Below are 18,118 nucleotides of genomic sequence, written 5' to 3' on the forward strand. Positions count from 1 at the left end.
TGCGCAGGCGGATTAAAGATGAAGCCTTTATTGAGCTGATTTGGAAATTCCTCAAAGCAGGGTATATGGAGGACTGGGAATATAATGCTACGTTCAGCGGCATAGCCCAGGGTTCTGGCATCAGCCCAATCCTTGCAAACATCTACCTTAATGAGTTTGACCGATTTATGGAGGGCTACAAAAAGGGATTTGATAAAGGTACGGGCAGAAAAAGGAACAATGAGTATTCCAGAAAACAGTCATACCGCCAAAGGTGCAAAGCCAAAATCCGAAAAGAATGGGATGGCTACACTGACACAGAAAAGCAGGAAGCGGTACGCCGACTGTCAGAGTTAAAGAGAGAGTTCCAGAAAATCCCTATGGGAGACCCAATGGACACAGGTTATAAGCGGATTCAATATGTACGGTATGCCGACGATTTTCTTATCGGCGTAATCGGAAGCAAAGAGGACGCTGAAAAGATAAAGTACGACATGGGGAGATTCTTTGAGGAAACGCTGAAACTGGAATTATCTGCGGAAAAGACACTCATCACGAACAGTGACGACAAAGCGAGGTTTCTCGGCTATGACGTTACGGTATGCAACGACAGTGCGCTGAAAAAAGCCAAAGGAAAAGGGACTGTTAAAGCCTACACCGGCAAAATCAAACTGTACCTGCCAAAAGAGAAATGGGTGGGGAAACTGTTAAATTACGGTGTGCTGAAAATCGTGTCAAGGGCAGGGGAAAAAGAAGTCTGGAAGCCGTTACAGCGGAACGACTATATTTTCCTGCCAGTGCATGAAATGGTACGGAAATATAATGCGCAGATTCGGGGGATTTACAATTACTACCGCCTTGCGAGCAATGTCTCCGTATTGAATAAGTTCCACTATGTTATGGAATACAGCCTGTACAAGACCGTTGCGGCAAAATACCGTATCACAATGACAAAAGCAAAGCTCAAATATACCAAAAACAAAGAGTTTAGAGTGCCGTACAAAACACAGAAAGGTACAAAGTATGCAGTCCTCTATAATGAGGGATTCCGCAGGGTGAAATATGCCCTTGGGAGTTATACAGACATCATACCCGAATGTGAGCAGATGAACAAGCCCAAAGAACTATTTTTCAGATATAAGGCGAATGTCTGCGAAATGTGCGGCGCATACGTGCCAGCGGTTAAAGTGTATCAAGTAAAGAGTATGAGCGACCTTGATGTTAATACAGAATGGGGAGCGATTATGAACAGGAAGAAAAGAAAAACGCTTGTAGTGTGTGGAGACTGCTATGACAGAATCCATAAATAATTGTAGAGGATGTATAGTGGGGAGCCGTATACATCGAGAGGTGTACGTGCGGTTTCGGGGCGAGGGTTCGGAAACCTGTTGTCGTGAGACAGTAAGGCGCCGGATTCTTAGCCTACAACCAGAAGATCCCCAATTTTGAACACCTGATATCGGTGATCCGCAGCAGGGAGATATCCGCGCATGTGATTGTCCAGACACAGAGCCAGCTCAAGGCAGTATATAAAGACCACGCGGAAACGATCACCGGGAACTGTTCCTGTGTCCTGTTTCTCGGGAGCAAGGAGCAGAGCATGCTCAAGGAGATTTCAGCCCTGCTCGGCAAGGAAACGATAGATACATTCAATACATCTGACACACGGGGAAGCCAGCGCAGTTATGGTTTGAATTATCAGAAACTCGAAAAAGAACTGATGACGCCCAATGAACTTGCAGTGATGGACGGGGCAAATGTATCCTGCAGGTGCAGGGTGTCCGTCCTTTCTTCTCGGATAAATTTGACATCACAAAACACCCGCAGTACAGATACCTGTCAGATGCAGACCCAAAGAATGCATTTGACGTGGCGGGATATTTAAAGCGCCGCCTGAAAGTAAGGCCGGAGGATGAGTATGAAGTTTTTGACCCCGGAATGCCGCCGGATACCGGCGGTTCCAATGTCTGAAAAACAGGCTGCCGCCAGTAAAAAAGAGCAGGGAGTGATGATTATGGAGTGCAGGATACGCTCACCCACCAGGCGGTGATGTTTCTGCATTACAACTGAATATGGAACTTAAAAAACGAAGGGCTTTTGGTATTTATGGCTGCTTTTCAGAGCAGTTCCAGATACAGGAGCCCTCTCTTTTATCTCAAAAAAATTATGAAAGGAAAAGAATCCAGATCCTGAGATACGCAGGTTTAGAACGGCAGGACTACTGAAATATATAATCTGTGCCCGGTTTGAATTGTGGCGGAACGACAAAATAAGGTGTTTCGGGGGTTTGAGTTTCGTAAATTTTTATGGATTTCTTTACATCAGCTATTGATACTTTGCAGGTACTTGTGATTGCGCTGGGCGCAGGACTCGGTGTATGGGGTGTGATTAACCTCCTGGAAGGTTACGGCAACGACAACCCAGGTGCAAATGCTCATGTACGGTAAAGAAGCAAGCAACCGAAAACAAGAGATAGACCGCCAGCACCACACTATTCCGAACCAAAGAAGATAAAAACCAAAAGACAAGCATTGTGAAAATGTGCATAACAGGATATGGAATCATGGATAACTCTATTCACAGCACATGGAAAAGCTAAAGTGCAGCTTTCCCACGTCCTGCAAACAGAGTTACCCACAATTCCATAAGACAGCCGGTTATACACATTACCAGCAATGCCGACTACTATGAAATCTCCCTATCTTTTTATAAATTCTTAAATTTTCATTAGGGTATTGCATTATCACCTACAAAGTGTTAAGATGAATACATACCCACAAAATGTTAAGATAAAAGGAGGACAAAATGGCACAGCAAATTTCTGAATCCGAATTGGTACTAATGAAAATCATCTGGAAGAACGGAGGGGCGGCTTTATACTCCCTCATCATGGAGGAATTGGAAAAAGACAAAAACGAATGGAAAAACAACACCGTACTCACTCTGCTTTCCCGTCTGGGCGAAAAAAATTTCTTGAAAGTCAAAAAAATCGGCAGGAAGAATGAGTATGTGGCTACGGTAACAGAAGCAGAATACCAGACCATGCAGACCCACAGCTTTCTTGATAAAGTCTATGGCGGGAATGTGAAAAACTTAGTGTCAACCTTGTTGCGACAGGATATTCTTTCGGCAGACGAATTGAAAGAGATTGAAACATTTTGGAGAAAAGAAAATGAATGAGTTTATAAAAATACTATTGTCGTTGTCTGTTTCCGGCGCACTGTTACTGCTTCTCATTTTGGGATTGAAGCCGCTGTATAAAAATAAATTCAGCAAGCGTTGGCAGTATTATATCTGGATAGTTGTTGCTTTGCGGTTTCTGATTCCCTTTACTCCCGACATTACGATTGTTGGAAGCCTGTTTGAAAAATTCGACACGGCAGCAATAACAAATGAAATCCCTACAAGCCCCAATGTACCCATTCCCGCAGATACGGGTAACAAAGCAGAGCCGACACAGACAAACCGGGAAATAACCACCGCTGCCATGCGTGAGCCATTTAACAAATATGTCTGCCTGTTTTTTATCTGGTTAGCATTGGCACTGGTTTTATTTGTCCGTAAGATAACGGTTTATCAGGGATTTATCCAATACATCAAAGCAGGAAATAAAGAAGTGTCGGATATAAAAATCTTGAATCTGCTATCTGATTGTGAAGAAAAACTGAATATCAAGACAAGGGTAGAACTATCCTGTAATCCACTGATTGCTTCCCCTATGCTGATTGGTTTCTTTCGACCAAGAATCATTTTGCCTGTTGGCGAATTGGAAGATAAAGAGTTGTCTTATATCTTTGTGCATGAGCTAACCCACTACAAGCAGAGGGATATGTTTTACAAATGGCTGATACAGATTGTTGTGTGCGTCCATTGGTTCAATCCTTTTGTATATCTGCTGGAAAAGGAAGTGAATAAATCCTGCGAATTGTCATGTGATGAAAAAGTCATAGCTGTACTTGATGACAAAGGAAAGCGGGAATATGGGGACACATTGGTTTCCTTTTTGAAGTCAACCAATCTCTACAAAAATTCTTTAGCTTCCGTCACTTTGACAGAGGGGGCAGAACAGTTAAAAGAAAGGTTAGGTGCTATTATGAATTTCAAGAGTAAGACGAAAACAATTCGGGTTTTGACTGTTATATTAACTCTTTTTATTTTATCTGGTGCGGTTTTTATCGGTGGTTATTCCGTTTCTGCTGCTACCGATTCTAAAGGAACAAGTAAATCGTCAATACCAGAAAAAAAAGGCAATGGAAAAAGCAAGTATATTTATGATGAAAATTTAGGGTATGGCTGGTATTTAGACGATGAAAATTTAGATAATAATGATTTGGAAAATGCTAATTCCTACCAATATTCTTATACGCAAAATGGATATTATTGCAATTCTTATATTATTGAAATGGGTTGGAACTTATACGCTAAAAATCAAGATTATTATGGTGCAACAGAAATTGTCTTTGAGGACGAATCAAAAATGACAGTATATTTTTCTGATTCGGTAAAAGATTATCTGAATGACAGAGAAACTATTTCGGCAATAGAAGAATTGATTTATTCTCTGAAAAACACAGATATTAGTCCGGCAATAGAGATGCCTTTGATTATAAGTATAACGCCTGTTGTGGCTGATGATATACCAGGTTTGACGGAACAATATTTTCAAAATGAGGACTTAATTAGATTTTCCGCACTCTTTTCAGTATTAGACGAAACAACCCAAAAAGATTACTACAAGAAAGTATATGACGCTGATAAAATTGCACTGTTTTCAACCATTATACAAGATATGGACACAGATTTGGTTTTACAGTATGTAGATAAATCAGAACAGGATAACAAAACAAACTTCTTTGCCGTGCTTTCAAATTATATGCCATTAAGTGACTTAAAACGCTATATCGAAAAATACTATGAAAATAATAATATTGCCCGCTTTACAATTTTGCTTGATTGCATGACAAAGGAAGAAAAGCAGGAATGGCTGAAAAGAGCGCAGACAGATAGGAAAACTAACTTTGTCGCTGTCTTATCTAATGAATTGCTTGATTAAAATCACAAGGCATGAAATGAGATCACGGGAGGCCGGGGGGTTACTTTCGCTACAGGAATGCCCGTGAGCAATTCCATGGTAGAACTTTATGCCATGATGCGTTATCTTCAGTGCGACATGCTTGAACAGGGCTATGAGGACAGCACGGGGAAGGTCCGCAGCCTGAAACACTTTGACAACTGGGCGGCGACATTCGGAGAGCAGGTGACGGCGGTGTAACTCAAACCGGAGGGCACGGGTTCCGCCTTAAAACCCGTTTTGCCCGCTTCTATAACCTGCCGGAGCTTATCAGCCGCTGGAAGGAAGCCGCCGACATACAGACCGCGGACATGCTGAAACTGCCTGTGCCGGAAGAGGAATACATCACGGTACAGACAGAGCCGAGCGAGGCGCAGAAGCTGATGGTAAAGGGGCTTGCAGACCGCGCTGAAAAGATACGGAAAGAGCGTATCGACCCGCGGTTGGACAACATGCTCAAGGTGACATCGGACGGGCGGAAGCTTGCGCTCGACCAGCGTATCATGAACCCGCTCCTCCCGGACGATCCGGGCAGCAAGGTCAACGCCTGTGTGGACAATGTATTCCAGATCTGGCAGGAGAGCACGCCGCAGAAGGGGACGCAGCTCATTTTTTCCGACCTCTCGACACCAAAAGGGCGTGCGGAGACCAGCAGTACCAGAAAGAATGCACCAGAAGCGTCTGTGGATATGGAAAACGGACAGACAGGGGAAGAGACGGCAATGGAGGCGAGTGTTTATGAGGATATAAGAAAAAAACTAATCGCAAAGGGCATTCCGGCGGAACAGATTGCTTTTATACATAGTGCCGGCACGGAAGCGCAGAAGGCGGAGCTTTTTGCAAAAGTCCGCAGCGGCCAGGTGCGCGTGCTCCTTGGAAGCACGCAGAAAATGGGCGCGGGGACAAACGTGCAGACAAAGCTTGTCGCGTCCCATGACCTCGACTGCCCATGGCGTCCAGCGGATGTAGGACGGATTTTGCGGACATTCAAAATAAAAAAGAATGTGGAGGTAACAGACAATGGCAAAGACGATTTTTGAAGAACTGGGTGGCAGATACGAGCGACAAGGAGATTACTTAATACCATGCTTAATTGTACCCGTCGAAGAAGAACAGCCGATAGGCGCATGGGGACAGCGGCATCTGGACTATCTGAAGCAGTACCGCAAGGTTACATACACCAATCTTTTCACAAGCGGCAAACTCAATGCTTACCTTGCCGACATTGACAGGCAGGCACAGGAACGCTTTGAAAGGCTCATAGAGGGCATGAAACAGGCACAGGGCATAACGGAATGCCTAAAGGAAGAAAATGCCCTAGAATGGACAGGGCGGCTCAATAACATAAGGGATTGTGCAAGGGAGATTGTGAACGAAGAAATTATTTATGTATAGTTAATCAAAAGCAGCGGGGAGAAATCTTCGCTGCTTTTTAGATATGTATGAGGTTAAAATTTTTGGTATAATAGAGAATGATTTTTGGTTGAATAAAAGATAAATTTATGTATTGACTCTCTCGTAGCGTAACGGTTTAGGATAAGATTGGAAGGAGGAAATAATGAAAACAGTCAAAGACGTGTCAGAGATAAGCGGAGTAAGCATAAGAACATTAAGATATTATGATGAGATTGACTTATTAAAGCCAACGGAATTGTCAGATGCGGGCTATCGCTTATACGACAATAAAGCATTAGAAAGATTGCAGGAAATTATGTTCTTTAAAGAATTAGAGATACCATTGGAAGATATAAAGAAAATAATGGACAGTCCTAATTACGATAAAGAACAGGCTTTATTAACTCAAAAGAATTTATTGGAGCAAAAGCGAAATCGGCTAAATGGGATTATTGAGTTAATATCAGACGTGATGAAAGGAGTTAATACTATGAGTTTTAAGGCATTTAGTAACGAAGAGATTCAGGAAATTTTAGACCATATGTTGGGATGTATGTCAAAAGAATCACTGAAACAGCAGATACAAAAATATGGGAGCGAGGAAAAATATCGGGAATATTTAGCAGCAGGCTTTTCAAATGAACAAGCCATTGCAGACGTTTTTAAATGGTATGGCAGTAAAGAAAAAGCAATGGAAGCTATTATGCAGTCAACTGGTGATGTTAAGGAATTTAAGCAGGAGCAGGACAAAAATACTGAAATATATAAAAAGTTTATGGTGGCAAAAGAAATTGGTGACGCTAATGTAGAAAAAGAAGCAGTCGAGCAGCTTGCGGAAAATTATAAGGAGATGTTTAAACTTGACAATGCCAGAAGCATACTTTTGGATTTAGCAAGTGAGTATTTGCAAAAACAGAAGTTGGCGGAAGCTACAGACAGCCAATTTGGAAACGGTTGTTCTGAATATGTTGCATATACGATTAAAAAGTATTATGGTGTTTAATTTCGTTGTAAACGTAGATAAATCCCTATGTCAAAAGGATTTGACATGGGGATTTTGGCTAAAGTCAAATTCTTTTGGTAGAAGCTGGGTTTGTTGAATGATAAGATTCTGGTGGTTCAGGGATACTATTCAATCGACAAACTAAGAAAGGAGGAAGAAAGTTGGAAGTTGGCGCACAAATAAAAAAATATCGCAGTAATATGGGGATTTCCCAAGAAGAACTGGCAGAAAAGGTCTATGTGAGCAGACAGACCGTTTCTAATTGGGAAACGGGGAAAAACTATCCAGATATTCATAGTGTATTACTGCTAAGTTCTGTATTCAACGTATCTCTTGACCAACTAATTAAAGGAGATGTTGAAATTATGAAAAAAGAAATCAAGGAAACAGAAATTAAAAAGCTCAATAAATATGGCGGTATATATGCTGTAAGTTTGATTCTAGCAGTCATTTCACTTGTCCCGTTTATAGTTTTGATGGACTGGTATGGGCTGATTCCGTGGAGTGTGGTGTATGCAATTGCAGGATATTTTGCTTTTAAGACGGAAAAAGTCAAAAAAGAAAATAATATTTCAACATATAAGGAAATCGTTGCTTTTACGGAAGGAAAAAGATTAGATGAGATAGAGGAACAGCAGGAAAATGGAAAACGTCCATATCAAATTATACTGCTTATGCTTGGAAGTGCTGCGATAGCTTTTATTGTGGTTTACTTGATGGCAAAGCTTTTCTCTCTGTGAGCAACGTAGTTTATTGGTTTTATTTCTTTTGATAAAGGTAAGGTCAATGTCCACCAAATAAAAAAACAGTGCGATGGCGGGCAGGGAGAAACAGGCAGAGATAAGGTCGGTAATGGATTTACTGGATGAGATTGAAAGCGAAACTCTGCATTTTGCGTTAGTCACAGTGGACAGGCGCACATTACAAATCGTCCTGCTGAAAATGCAGGGTTACTCTACAAAAGAAATAGCCCCGCTTGTGCATTTGACGTCAGGGGCTGTCTATGCGAGATTGGTTCATTTGCGTAAGAAGCTGCGTAAGATTTTAAACAATGCAGCCTAGTTTTCTGTGAGATGTTGGGTGAGAGGTCAAAGACTTCTCACTCATTCTTTATATATGGTATCTCTTTATATGTTCTCTAATGGAATTATACAGAAGTCTTTTTTCCAGAGCATAATGTGAGGTATATAGCGGTCAATGACGGCGTGGACACCTTGAATAAATCGGCGATGGACATTATGCCATTCCGCAACATCCTAAACGAAATGTATTCAGCTGATGTGTCAGTCAAGATAAAATCAGCGTACCGAGCAAGGTGTTAGCAGGGGAAATTCATGGGGACGTATGCGCCCTATGGGTATATCAAAGACCCTGCCGACCACAACCATCTGCTGATTGACGATAAGGTGGCGCACGTTGTAAGGGAGATATTCGACCTTGCATTGGCGGAAAATGGACTTGCAAAAATCCGTAAACACATCAACAGTCAGCACGTTTTATGCCCTGCCGCTTATGCGGCGGAGCGTGGGGAAACAGGGTATGAACGGCACTTTGAGGATAACGAGGAAAACCGCTATATATGGAGCGAGAACAGCGTGAGGGGCATTTTAAGAAGCCCGATATATGCGGGAAACCTTGCAGGCTACAAGCGGATTGCCGCCAACATGAAAAGCAAGAAAAAGACCGTCTAAGCTGCCAGAAGAATGGGAAGTGATACCCGACACCCATGAGGGCATAGTCACACAAGAAGAATTTGATATTGTCCAACAGCTTATGACGAGCCGTGGGCGGGAACAGAACGCAGGGGGATTTGAGAATATTTTTGCAGGCGTTATCAAGTGTGCGGACTGCGGCTATGCTTTGCGGGCGATGAGCGCAAACAGGAGGAAACGGCCCGACATCATCGACTGCGTACAATACACCTGCAATAATTATGGCAGGTATGGCAACGTCATGTGTACCGCACACGCCATTGAAGCGAGAGATTTATTCAACGCCGTCCTTGCCGACATCAACCGTTTTGCTGATATGGCGGTGAATGATGAACGGGCGGTAAGGGCGATTGAGAAGCGGCTCACAGAAACAGACCAGAGCAAGGCAAAGGCAATGGAGAAAGAACAAAAGAAGCTGAACAAACACCTTGCGGAGCTTGACAGGCTGTTTTCTTCTCTTTATGAGGATAAGGTCATGGAGCGTATCACCGAGCGGAATTTTGAGATGATATCGGGGAAATACCAGAAAGAACAGCTTGAAATCGAAATACGGTTGAGGGAAGTAACGGAAACGCTCAATGAAAGCTACGAAATGATGTTAAAGCTCTGTTTATGCGTGTCACAGGGAATCCCCTTGTGGGATATGCCCACACAGGAAGGGGATGTGCTTTACCTCTGCATTGAGGACACGTTCTGCCGCATACAAGGCAGGTTGTTCCACTTGCCGGATGAAGCCAGTAACAGGCTTCATTTTGCCGTAGCGAGCAGCAGGCTCATTGTCATTGATACCTTGCAGAAAGTCCGCACCGCTTCCAAAGACAGCGCCTATGCCAGCGATTACGAGAATATTTCCCTCATCAAAGACTTTGCAGATAGGCATTCATTAGCGGTCATTGTCGTACACCATATCCGAAAGCAGAATGATAGCGATGTGTTCAACAAAGTGTCTGGCACGACAGGATAAACGGGGAGTGCGGATGCCACCTTTGTTCTGGAAAAAGAGAAACGGGCATCCAATGCTGCAAGGCTGTATGTGGCGGGCAGGGATATGCCCTATCAGGAGTTCACGATCCACTTCCATGATTGCAGTTGGGAACTGGTGGAACGGAAAGAGCAGGAACAGCTTGCAAAGGAATCCGTACCAGATGTCCTTTTTCGGCTGGTAGATTTCATGCAGGGCAGGGAGGAATGGTCTGGCATAGCCATGGAGCTTTTAGCCGTTATGGGGGAAACGGAAACTGCCCCGAACGTCTTAACCAAATGGATGAATGAACACCGTTTGGGATTCCTGTGCGAAAACCATATCCGTTATGACTTCCACCGTAACTGTTACCCTTCGGGAGAACGCCCTATAAACGCAAAATGCAGGCATGGGATTTCCCCGCCGCTTGCGGCATGTCCATCCACTCCTGCGGTCAGAAAAATCGAAAGATTTTTCCGACTGTGTTTACAGGGTGTAACTACACTTTGCTTCGCAAAGTCGTGTGCCAGACGTTCCCTCGACTCCATGAAAGCAGGGCTTACGCCCTGCCCCATCCTGCGCCTTACGGCTTCGGATGGAAGAATGTCGGCATAACAGTGACAGCCATGACAGACGGCAGGGGTATCCCCAAAACACCGTCACCACCGTCACAGCCGTCATGCAACTAAGAACCTACCCGCCGAAGAAAGGAAAATTGACTATGCCCTATGCAATTTTACGTTTCCAAAAACGCAAGGCAGGCGGCGTTGCGGCTTGCGAACGCCACAACGAGCGGAAGAGAGAAGCCTATAAAAGCAATTCCGACATTGACGTGGGACGCTCTAAAAACAATTACCATCTCATAGCACCGCCAAAATACACCTACAAGAAAGAGATAAACTGAATGGTGGCTGAAGCAGGGGGCAGGACGAGGAAAGACAGCGTGATGATGGTGAAAACGCTCATCACCGCTTCGCCCGAATTTATGAACAGCTTGCGGCTCGAAGAACAAAAAGTCTATTTCCAGACGGCTCTTGATTTCATGTCGGAACGTGTGGGGAAGAAAAATATCATCTCTGTAGTCGTCCACATGGACGAGAGAACACCCCATATGCACCTGTGCTTTGTGCCGCTTACGCCAGACAACAAGCTGTCAGCAAAGTCTATCTTAGGCAACCAAAAGAGTCTTTCCGAGTGGCAGACCGCCTACCATGAGTGTATGTCCGCACGGTGGAATCAGCTTGAAAGAGGTCAGTCCTCAATGGAAACGAAGCGGAAGCATATCCCCACATGGCTCTATAAGTTGGGCGGCAGGCTGGATAAACAGTATGAGGAAATCGTGTCTGCCCTCTCCGACATCAACGTCTTTAACGCAGGGAAAAAGCGTGACAAGGCTCTGGAAATGATTGCGGCATGGCTCCCAGACGTGGAGAAATTCTCTAAGGAAATCGGGAAACAGCAGGAGTATATTGACAGTTTGAAAGAAAAAATCGGGCAGGAATCCGATTATGCGGGGCATATGCGTGATGAAAAGTACGAGCAGGAACTAAAGGTACAGAAAGCCAACCAGAGGATATTTGAGTTGCAGAAAACCAATGAGCAGATGGGGCGGCTGCTCAGGGGAATCCCGCCAGAGGTATTTAGAAGAATTGCAGAAATCAAATAAAAACAGGTCAAAAGAAAGGTAGGAGTTGAAGGGTTAAATTGTTTGACAGGATGATGCAGACAGGCATAAAGCCAAAGGAGAAAGGCATCCCGCAGGGCTGTTTCATAGAAAAAGACGGTCAGGCATTCTTTGTCTGCGGCAATGATATTATCTGTTTTAAAGAGCATTTCAGTGATAAAAAGCAGACTGTGGAAAGGCTTGCGGAGAACGTCATGCGGTATGAGAGGAAAAGATCTGCTTAAATAAATGCCGCTGGCGATGGAAAATCAGTCTGCCCCATGTTATAATATATTCATGTAAGCAGTGTATTGTGGCAGGCTGTTTCCAAAGGACAGGAGGTTAAAATAAGTGAAACAGCAGCAATACAATACAGCGTTATATATGCGTTTAAACCGTGACGATGAAAAATCGTGCGGGGTTACCAGAACGGCACAAGGGAGCGTTATGTGGAGGATGAAAATTCAGAGACGGGTTTTGGCAAAATGACAATGGAAGAAGAATTAAGCAGGCTTGACCGGGCATTCCAGAAGATGGCGGACAGAGCGGATGCAAGGAAATGATTGAGGGCGAGTTTAAGAGGCTCAGAACTGAAGGAGGGAAAGGGCTTTTCTCGAATGCCTCTAAAAAGCCGCAGGGGACAGATGGGGATGCCCCGGAAACAGCCGGGCAGAAAATGAAAAGGCTGGCGCAGGAATGGAAGGATGCTTACAAGACTTCCGATTCTAAGGAAAGCGGCATGGAGAAAGTGTTATCCATGCTGAATAATATGTTTGGCATTCGTAAAGAGGCGTAATTGGATATACAGGTATAATCTTTACACCCTATTTCGCAGAGGCGCATAAGGCTTTGCATTTGCGGTCTGCCCGGAGGTGAGGGGGAGTGTATATATAAGGCAATGAACCGCTCGGACTTATTGCGAGGGAGCGGGTGTGGTTCTGAACGACAGAGGGGCTGCAATAAAAAATAATGGAGGATTGAACGAAATAGGGATTAACGGAATAGGAACAGCGGGATATCCGCTGACAGGATACACGGAAAGGAAGATGGAAAGAAGTGCGGAACCCGGAACGGTGGGATTCATGGAAACGGTGGAAGAAAAGGCGGCGCAGGGGAAAGCAGCCGACCAGGACGAGAAAGCCTTTGAGATGGTCGGACGGGGCGCCCCGCGGGAAGTGAAGGATGCGTGGATGGATATACACCCAGGAGCATAGAGGTTCAGCAGGCCCGCATCAAAGAAGGGGAATTTTACGGAATCTACTTTAATGAGTACCGCTCCTTAAAGAATGGCCAAGGGGCAGAGCTGGAGGAACTGCCGGATTATCTGGAAGAGAAGCCGTCTTTTGACAGAAAAGCATAAATAGGGGTATCCGGCGGATCGGGGAATAAATAAAACAGCTTTTGGAAGAGGTATCATATGAAAAAGAACACTATTTTATGGATGGCGGCTTCGATGGTGGTTATGCTGGCGTTTCCGTGGCTTGCGGTTACTTTCGTAAAAGGCGATGCAGGAATGGCGGTATGTTTTCTTCTGTTTTTTGCAGTCAATCCATTATATTCCGTGCTAATCGGAGCATTTTCTGGAAAGGACATTCGGCACTTATGGAGCCTTCCGGTTATTTCGGCTGTGCTGTTCCTCATAGGTACATGGATATTTTTTGACATGGGGGAAACAGCATTTATCCTATATGCGGCAGTTTATCTTGCCTTGGGGATAGCGGCCATGCTGATTTCCGTGTTTATCAGAAAGAAAATGCAGAAGTAACCTGACAAAGCAGGGCAGGCATCTTCGGCATTCTGGCAGATTGGGGAACCTTATAACAAGAATGTGAAGGAGTGTAAGATGTTTGATTTTATCATTGAGATGATTGCAGATATTGCAGAAATCTTTGTCGATTTGTGGGTAAACAAAGTGATAAACCGAAAGAAAAAGTAATATTGATTCTGAACATGTAAGTCAGTAGGTGGTATAAGATGGAAAATAAAATGGAGCGAATCAATGCATTGCTGGAGAAGCCATGTTTTATTATGGATTATCTTCCGGAGCAGGTAAAAGCGGACAATGGTGGGCAGTTTTTTGATGTGGAGTATTATCTGCTGAACAGCGATAAACATACAGGGCTGAAAGACAGGTTTGTTGCCGTCATTTTGAAACTGATGTGCTATTACCATGTATCTATTCTGTGGAATGAATGGGTTGACCTGCCTTCGCCGAAAATGATAGAAGAAGCAGTCTGTGAAATTATGGGGAACCATTTGGGTACGTTGAATGTATTGTTTGTGGAGGAAGATGCGTTGCTGGTTTTTGATTGGGACTGCTTAAATCTGTCAGTGTATAACCCATCAGAAAAAACGCAGTCCATTATGGAGAAAATAGCGTTTTCAGAAGGTTTGTTCTGGAGGAAGGCAGAGGTATGTAAGTGTCCTGAGAACTGCATGATGCATACATTTGTAGGCAGTGGATAGGTTCTTATAAATCATGGGCAAGTAAATGCGGGATATGCGGTTGTGCCGGGAATTTGGACTATGATATGTTTTGGTTTTTACCGGAACGGGAAACGTGACTAATACCCTCCGGAAGAAGATAACAGGATGCGGCGCAGGACGTCTATATGGGGAATAAGTTCCTCGCCCTGCGTAAAAGCGAGGTCGCCAAAGTCGCGCCGGACAGGGCTGAGCTGATGGGGAAACTCAATCAAAACATGGCGGACATGAAAGAGATACGGAAGCCGTCCATGTGTATGACGGGAACGGTGACGAGATACTGACCTACACGGCGGGCATGGGCTGGCATGAGAAGGAGTCGAAGGCGGAGACGCAGGCACACGGGGCTTTGAAGGTTGCCTACTATGATGCGTTCCGGGCGGCAAGGCAGGCTGCTGTTATTTTTTTGCCCATTTTTCGGGACGGTGTAGGAAACCATCGGTGCCGTCATCATTGAGGACAGGCGGCTAGAGGGCAACCTTTCCTGCAAAGAACGCTACCACTGCTACTCACTGGATGCCGCGGAGTTTGAAGGTGCAGCAGAGACGGCTTCTGATGCAGGCGGGAGGTATGTCCGTCAATGAGATTGCGCGGTGGGAAGGAGTGCATCACAGCGTGGTCTCAGAGACGGTATCTGCGGCACGGAAAAAATTTAAAAAGTTTTTCTGAAAAACACCCCGCCAAAGGCCCCTCTGAATCTCCGTATAGTGAGGGGAGAAAATTACGACCCTTCAGAAATCGGAGGTGGAAAGGTGAGGCACACATTAAGGATCAGTGTTTCAAAAGAATCGGCGGCAGACGGGATCGTGAGCTGCCGCAGTGTCTCCGTGAGGGAGCGTTTCCTGTGCTTCCTCTTCGGGGAGAAGCAGAGGCTGACCATTATCGTTCCGAGCGGTTCCGTCCGGGAACTGGCAGTCAGTGAAGTCATGGAAGGAGGAAACGTACATGGGAAAAGTGAAGTTACTGCCTGACGTCATCGGGGATTTACGCTCCCTAGCCGACGGCCTGCAGGCCATTGCGGATGCGGTGGCGGACAATAGCGTGGCAGAGGCGGAGATGACGACCACGAAAGAGCCGGAGGAAACAGGGAAAGCGGGCAGAAACGGGAAAACCGCAAAGAACACGGCGAAAAAGGATGCGAAAGCGGCAAAGCAGGAGCCGGAGGAGAAGCCGCTGACGTTGGAGGAAGTGAGGGCGGTGCTGGCAGAGAAGTCCCGCTCCGGACACACAGAGGAAGTGCGGGAGCTGCCGGTGGATTTCAATGAGAAGCTGTTCCGCAGGCTTGTGGATTACGCAACGGTCTATCCAGACGACAGGGTGGCGTTCACCTTCCGCAACGGAGCGGAAGTCAGCACGGAGATTTAAAGAAGGCAGCGGATTTTGGTAAAATATGATGCAGGGGCGTTGGATGCAAAAATAACGATGGCACATTCCATCCATATTACGTCACTGTTTAGACGAATAATCAAGAAATCAGACAAAACATCAAGTTATTTTAGATGACATTCCTGTTTTTCAAATATTTACGCTTGACAAAGTCTCTTTTTATTGTAAAATTGTTCTAAAAAGAACTAAAAGGAGAATGCAATGATTCCACTAAATCCATGGGAACATCAAAATGCAATCAAGGCACTTTATTCAAAATGTGTGGAAGGGGTCTGCGTAAAACATAACATTACCCGAATGGAATTGGACATCCTTCTCTTTTTAGCCAATAATCCATGTTTTGATACAGCATCAGATATTATTGAAGTCAGATATCTGTCAAAATCTCAGGTATCGTCTTCCATAAAACTTCTGGAACAGTGCGGTTATATAAGAAAAGAGTATTTGAAATGCAACCGTAAGACAGCGCATTTGAGGATATGCAAAGGGGCTATGGGCATCATCCATGATGGGCAGGCCGCGCAGGAGGAATTCATTTCAATCATGCTGGATGGTTTTTCACAGGAGGAAATTGACAGCATGAAAAAACAAAATGATCGTATCCTGCGCAATATCAATACTTATCTGAAAGGGAAGGAGGCAGAATAATGTTAAAATTTTTCATTTGTTTTATTGCAGGAATTGGAGCCGGACTTGGAACGGGGTTTGCGGGGATGAGCGCCGCCGCTGTAATCAGTCCTATGCTGATTACTTTTCTGGGGCTTCCGGCATATGAGGCAGTCGGTATTGCACTAGCGAGTGATGTTCTTGCAAGTGCCATAAGCGCATACACTTATGGGAAAAATAAAAATCTTGATATTCGCAATGGCCTTGTAATGATGGTGACCGTTCTGATTTTTACATTGGTGGGGAGCTTTGCCGCAAGCCGCATTCCGAATACCACTATGGGCAGTTTCTCCGTATTCATGACATTGCTCCTCGGAATCAAATTCATTGTAAAGCCTGTTATGACGACAAAAGAATCCATGCAGTCGGCCAGCGGAAAAAAGCGTTTCCTACAGTCAGTTGCCAGCGGAATAGTTGTCGGGTTTATCTGCGGTTTTGTAGGTGCGGGCGGCGGAATGATGATGCTTCTGCTCTTGACCAGCCTGTTAGGGTATGAATTGAAGACCGCTGTTGGGACAAGTGTGTTTATCATGGCTTTTACGGCCTTTACAGGCGCTGTCAGTCATTTCGCCATAGGCGGTATGCCGGATGTATGGTGCCTGCTGTTCTGTGTGGCATCCACACTGCTCTGGGCGAGGATTGCCGCCAAATTCGCAAATAAAGCCAGCGCAGCGACATTAAACCGTGCAACTGGCGTTGTGCTGGCTGTTCTGGGAGTGGTCATCCTGACAGTGAATTACTTGAAATAATGAAATCAGAAATCTGCCGTTTAAACCATTCGGCAGGTTTCGTGCCTGTGCCGCCCTGCAAGCCATTTTTTTAGTAGCAAGGCGAGAGCAGGTATCTCCGCGCCCCATCTGTACGAGCAGCGGATAAGGGAGCTGTTCCACAGGCTTGTGGATTACGCAACGGTCTATTCGGCTGACAGGGTGGTGTTCACCTTCCTCAATGGTGTGGAAGTCGGGACGGAGATTTAAAGGAGGAAGTGGCGGGCAGATTCCGGATATTCTCAGATATCCAGCCCGCTGTTTTTGCGTATGGAAATATACAAAGAATAGAGGCATAATTTTAATGCTGGGAACGTCCGGCAAAACAAAATATCAGGAGGGATACTGTAAAGAAGAAAATAGTTGCAATCAATGCCAGTCCGCGTAAAGGGTGGAATACGGACATAATAGTGACGGAAGCAGCAAAAGGTGCTGAGAGTGCAGGAGCACATATTGAAAAAAGAGACCTTTACAAAATGGAGAAGTTTACTGGCTGTATATCATGCTTTGGGTGCAAAAGAGAGAAGAATCTTGGGCGATGTATTTATAAAGATGGACTGGCTCCGGTACTTGATATGAAAGGCTGTTTTTTCAGTATATAACTTATAATACCGAGGCACAAAGCTACAATGACCACAGAATTCCAGTGTTGCTTATCATGACAAGCAATGCGCCAGATGACAGTAACATAGAACTGATGAATAAGTATAAAGCAGTGTTTGACTCTTTTATTGGGCCGACAGAAATACTGGTGGTTGGAGAAACGATGCAGGTTTCTGATTATAGCCAGTTCAACTGGACAATGTTCAATGCGGAAGACAGAAAAGTGAGACGGGAAACAGTCTTCCCGGAGCAATGCCGGAAGGCATTTGAAGCAGGGGTAAGGCTGGTAGCGGAATAAATTTCAACAGGGCAGAATGGAGTGATAAAACAGTAGAATCCTTTGGGTGCAATTCTGAAAAGTGTTGATTTCAGGCAATGTCATTAACTTAAGGAAAAGAACAATACCGGATGTCTTTACACCCATTCAT

22 protein-coding genes and 6 pseudogenes are annotated in these 18,118 nt (G+C 44.8%); all 28 read left to right on the forward strand.

From position 1 onward, the window contains the following. On the forward strand, window positions 1–1,289 hold a 1,289-nt coding region (locus tag E5329_RS24375; protein ID WP_135991886.1), incomplete at its 5' end, for a reverse transcriptase/maturase family protein. Window positions 1,290–1,411: 122 nt separating this feature from the next. Then, window positions 1,412–1,950: pseudogene (locus E5329_RS24380) on the forward strand (type IV secretory system conjugative DNA transfer family protein); the annotation flags it as partial. Continuing rightward, window positions 1,898–2,029, forward strand: a complete 132-nt coding sequence (locus tag E5329_RS31030; RefSeq protein WP_275443700.1) for a hypothetical protein — start codon at window positions 1,898–1,900, stop codon at window positions 2,027–2,029. The pseudogene E5329_RS24380 and the gene E5329_RS31030, both read left to right, overlap by 53 nt. 256 nt (window positions 2,030–2,285) lie before the next feature. Next, on the forward strand, window positions 2,286–2,426 hold the full coding sequence (locus E5329_RS24385) for a Maff2 family mobile element protein (RefSeq protein ID WP_135991887.1): 141 nt from the start codon (window positions 2,286–2,288) through the stop codon (window positions 2,424–2,426). Window positions 2,427–2,784: 358 nt separating this feature from the next. After that, on the forward strand, window positions 2,785–3,159 hold the full coding sequence (locus E5329_RS24390) for a BlaI/MecI/CopY family transcriptional regulator (protein WP_135991888.1): 375 nt from the start codon (window positions 2,785–2,787) through the stop codon (window positions 3,157–3,159). Further along, the gene (locus E5329_RS24395; protein WP_135991889.1) at window positions 3,152–5,032 is read left to right on the forward strand and encodes a M56 family metallopeptidase; all 1,881 of its coding nucleotides are present in this window, start codon (window positions 3,152–3,154) and stop codon (window positions 5,030–5,032) included. Before E5329_RS24390 ends, E5329_RS24395 begins: the two co-directional genes overlap by 8 nt. A gap of 15 nt (window positions 5,033–5,047) precedes the next feature. Further along, window positions 5,048–6,090 (forward strand): annotated as a pseudogene (locus E5329_RS24400) (DEAD/DEAH box helicase); the annotation flags it as partial. Further along, a complete protein-coding gene (locus E5329_RS24410; RefSeq protein ID WP_135991890.1) occupies window positions 6,071–6,445 on the forward strand; it encodes a TnpV protein in 375 nt (124 codons plus the stop codon). The pseudogene E5329_RS24400 and the gene E5329_RS24410, both read left to right, overlap by 20 nt. Before the next feature lie 163 nt (window positions 6,446–6,608). Next, entirely contained in the window at window positions 6,609–7,448 is an 840-nt protein-coding gene (locus E5329_RS24415) for a MerR family transcriptional regulator (RefSeq protein ID WP_135991891.1), read from the forward strand. Window positions 7,449–7,609: 161 nt separating this feature from the next. Continuing rightward, window positions 7,610–8,188 carry a helix-turn-helix domain-containing protein gene (locus tag E5329_RS24420; RefSeq protein WP_135991892.1) on the forward strand — a complete coding sequence of 193 codons (579 nt, stop codon included), beginning with the start codon at window positions 7,610–7,612 and terminating at the stop codon, window positions 8,186–8,188. A 73-nt stretch (window positions 8,189–8,261) separates the two neighbouring features. Beyond that, window positions 8,262–8,510 (forward strand): annotated as a pseudogene (locus E5329_RS24425) (sigma factor-like helix-turn-helix DNA-binding protein); the annotation flags it as partial. Between the two features lie 86 nt (window positions 8,511–8,596). Then, window positions 8,597–9,752, forward strand: a pseudogene (locus tag E5329_RS24430) (recombinase family protein); the annotation flags it as partial. Then, window positions 9,753–10,484: pseudogene (locus E5329_RS31035) on the forward strand (AAA family ATPase); the annotation flags it as partial. 358 nt (window positions 10,485–10,842) lie between these two features. Continuing rightward, window positions 10,843–11,809, forward strand: a pseudogene (mobV, locus tag E5329_RS24435) (MobV family relaxase). 16 nt (window positions 11,810–11,825) lie between these two features. Next, window positions 11,826–12,029, forward strand: coding sequence for a hypothetical protein (locus tag E5329_RS24440; protein ID WP_135991894.1), 204 nt, complete (start codon window positions 11,826–11,828; stop codon window positions 12,027–12,029). Between the two features lie 168 nt (window positions 12,030–12,197). Further along, window positions 12,198–12,347, forward strand: coding sequence for a hypothetical protein (locus E5329_RS31040; RefSeq protein ID WP_275443690.1), 150 nt, complete (start codon window positions 12,198–12,200; stop codon window positions 12,345–12,347). Continuing rightward, on the forward strand, window positions 12,344–12,580 hold the full coding sequence (locus E5329_RS31045; protein ID WP_275443691.1) for a hypothetical protein: 237 nt from the start codon (window positions 12,344–12,346) through the stop codon (window positions 12,578–12,580). Before E5329_RS31040 ends, E5329_RS31045 begins: the two co-directional genes overlap by 4 nt. A 181-nt stretch (window positions 12,581–12,761) precedes the next feature. Then, the gene (locus E5329_RS24450) at window positions 12,762–12,998 is read left to right on the forward strand and encodes a hypothetical protein (RefSeq protein ID WP_275443692.1); all 237 of its coding nucleotides are present in this window, start codon (window positions 12,762–12,764) and stop codon (window positions 12,996–12,998) included. Beyond that, window positions 12,971–13,144, forward strand: a complete 174-nt coding sequence (locus E5329_RS31050; protein ID WP_275443693.1) for a hypothetical protein — start codon at window positions 12,971–12,973, stop codon at window positions 13,142–13,144. Before E5329_RS24450 ends, E5329_RS31050 begins: the two co-directional genes overlap by 28 nt. 57 nt (window positions 13,145–13,201) lie before the next feature. Then, complete coding sequence (locus tag E5329_RS24455; RefSeq protein ID WP_135991895.1) at window positions 13,202–13,549, forward strand: hypothetical protein; 348 nt, start codon at window positions 13,202–13,204, stop codon at window positions 13,547–13,549. A gap of 209 nt (window positions 13,550–13,758) precedes the next feature. After that, a complete protein-coding gene (locus E5329_RS24460) occupies window positions 13,759–14,250 on the forward strand; it encodes a hypothetical protein (RefSeq protein WP_275443694.1) in 492 nt (163 codons plus the stop codon). 271 nt (window positions 14,251–14,521) lie between these two features. Continuing rightward, the gene (locus E5329_RS31055; protein ID WP_275443695.1) at window positions 14,522–14,725 is read left to right on the forward strand and encodes a hypothetical protein; all 204 of its coding nucleotides are present in this window, start codon (window positions 14,522–14,524) and stop codon (window positions 14,723–14,725) included. 71 nt (window positions 14,726–14,796) lie between these two features. Continuing rightward, the gene (locus E5329_RS31060; protein ID WP_275443696.1) at window positions 14,797–14,937 is read left to right on the forward strand and encodes a hypothetical protein; all 141 of its coding nucleotides are present in this window, start codon (window positions 14,797–14,799) and stop codon (window positions 14,935–14,937) included. 83 nt (window positions 14,938–15,020) lie between these two features. Beyond that, window positions 15,021–15,239, forward strand: coding sequence for a hypothetical protein (locus tag E5329_RS24475; protein WP_135991896.1), 219 nt, complete (start codon window positions 15,021–15,023; stop codon window positions 15,237–15,239). Beyond that, window positions 15,214–15,633, forward strand: coding sequence for an rRNA biogenesis protein rrp5 (locus E5329_RS24480; RefSeq protein WP_275443697.1), 420 nt, complete (start codon window positions 15,214–15,216; stop codon window positions 15,631–15,633). Before E5329_RS24475 ends, E5329_RS24480 begins: the two co-directional genes overlap by 26 nt. Window positions 15,634–15,855: 222 nt before the next feature. Further along, complete coding sequence (locus tag E5329_RS24485) at window positions 15,856–16,302, forward strand: MarR family transcriptional regulator (protein ID WP_135991897.1); 447 nt, start codon at window positions 15,856–15,858, stop codon at window positions 16,300–16,302. Next, window positions 16,302–17,069, forward strand: coding sequence for a sulfite exporter TauE/SafE family protein (locus E5329_RS24490; RefSeq protein WP_275443698.1), 768 nt, complete (start codon window positions 16,302–16,304; stop codon window positions 17,067–17,069). Before E5329_RS24485 ends, E5329_RS24490 begins: the two co-directional genes overlap by 1 nt. Window positions 17,070–17,745: 676 nt before the next feature. Then, entirely contained in the window at window positions 17,746–17,988 is a 243-nt protein-coding gene (locus tag E5329_RS31065; RefSeq protein ID WP_275443699.1) for a hypothetical protein, read from the forward strand. The last annotated feature ends 130 nt before the right edge of the window (window positions 17,989–18,118 follow it).

The sequence above is a fragment of the Petralouisia muris genome (assembly GCF_004793545.1).
Lineage (GTDB): Bacteria > Bacillota > Clostridia > Lachnospirales > Lachnospiraceae > Petralouisia > Petralouisia muris.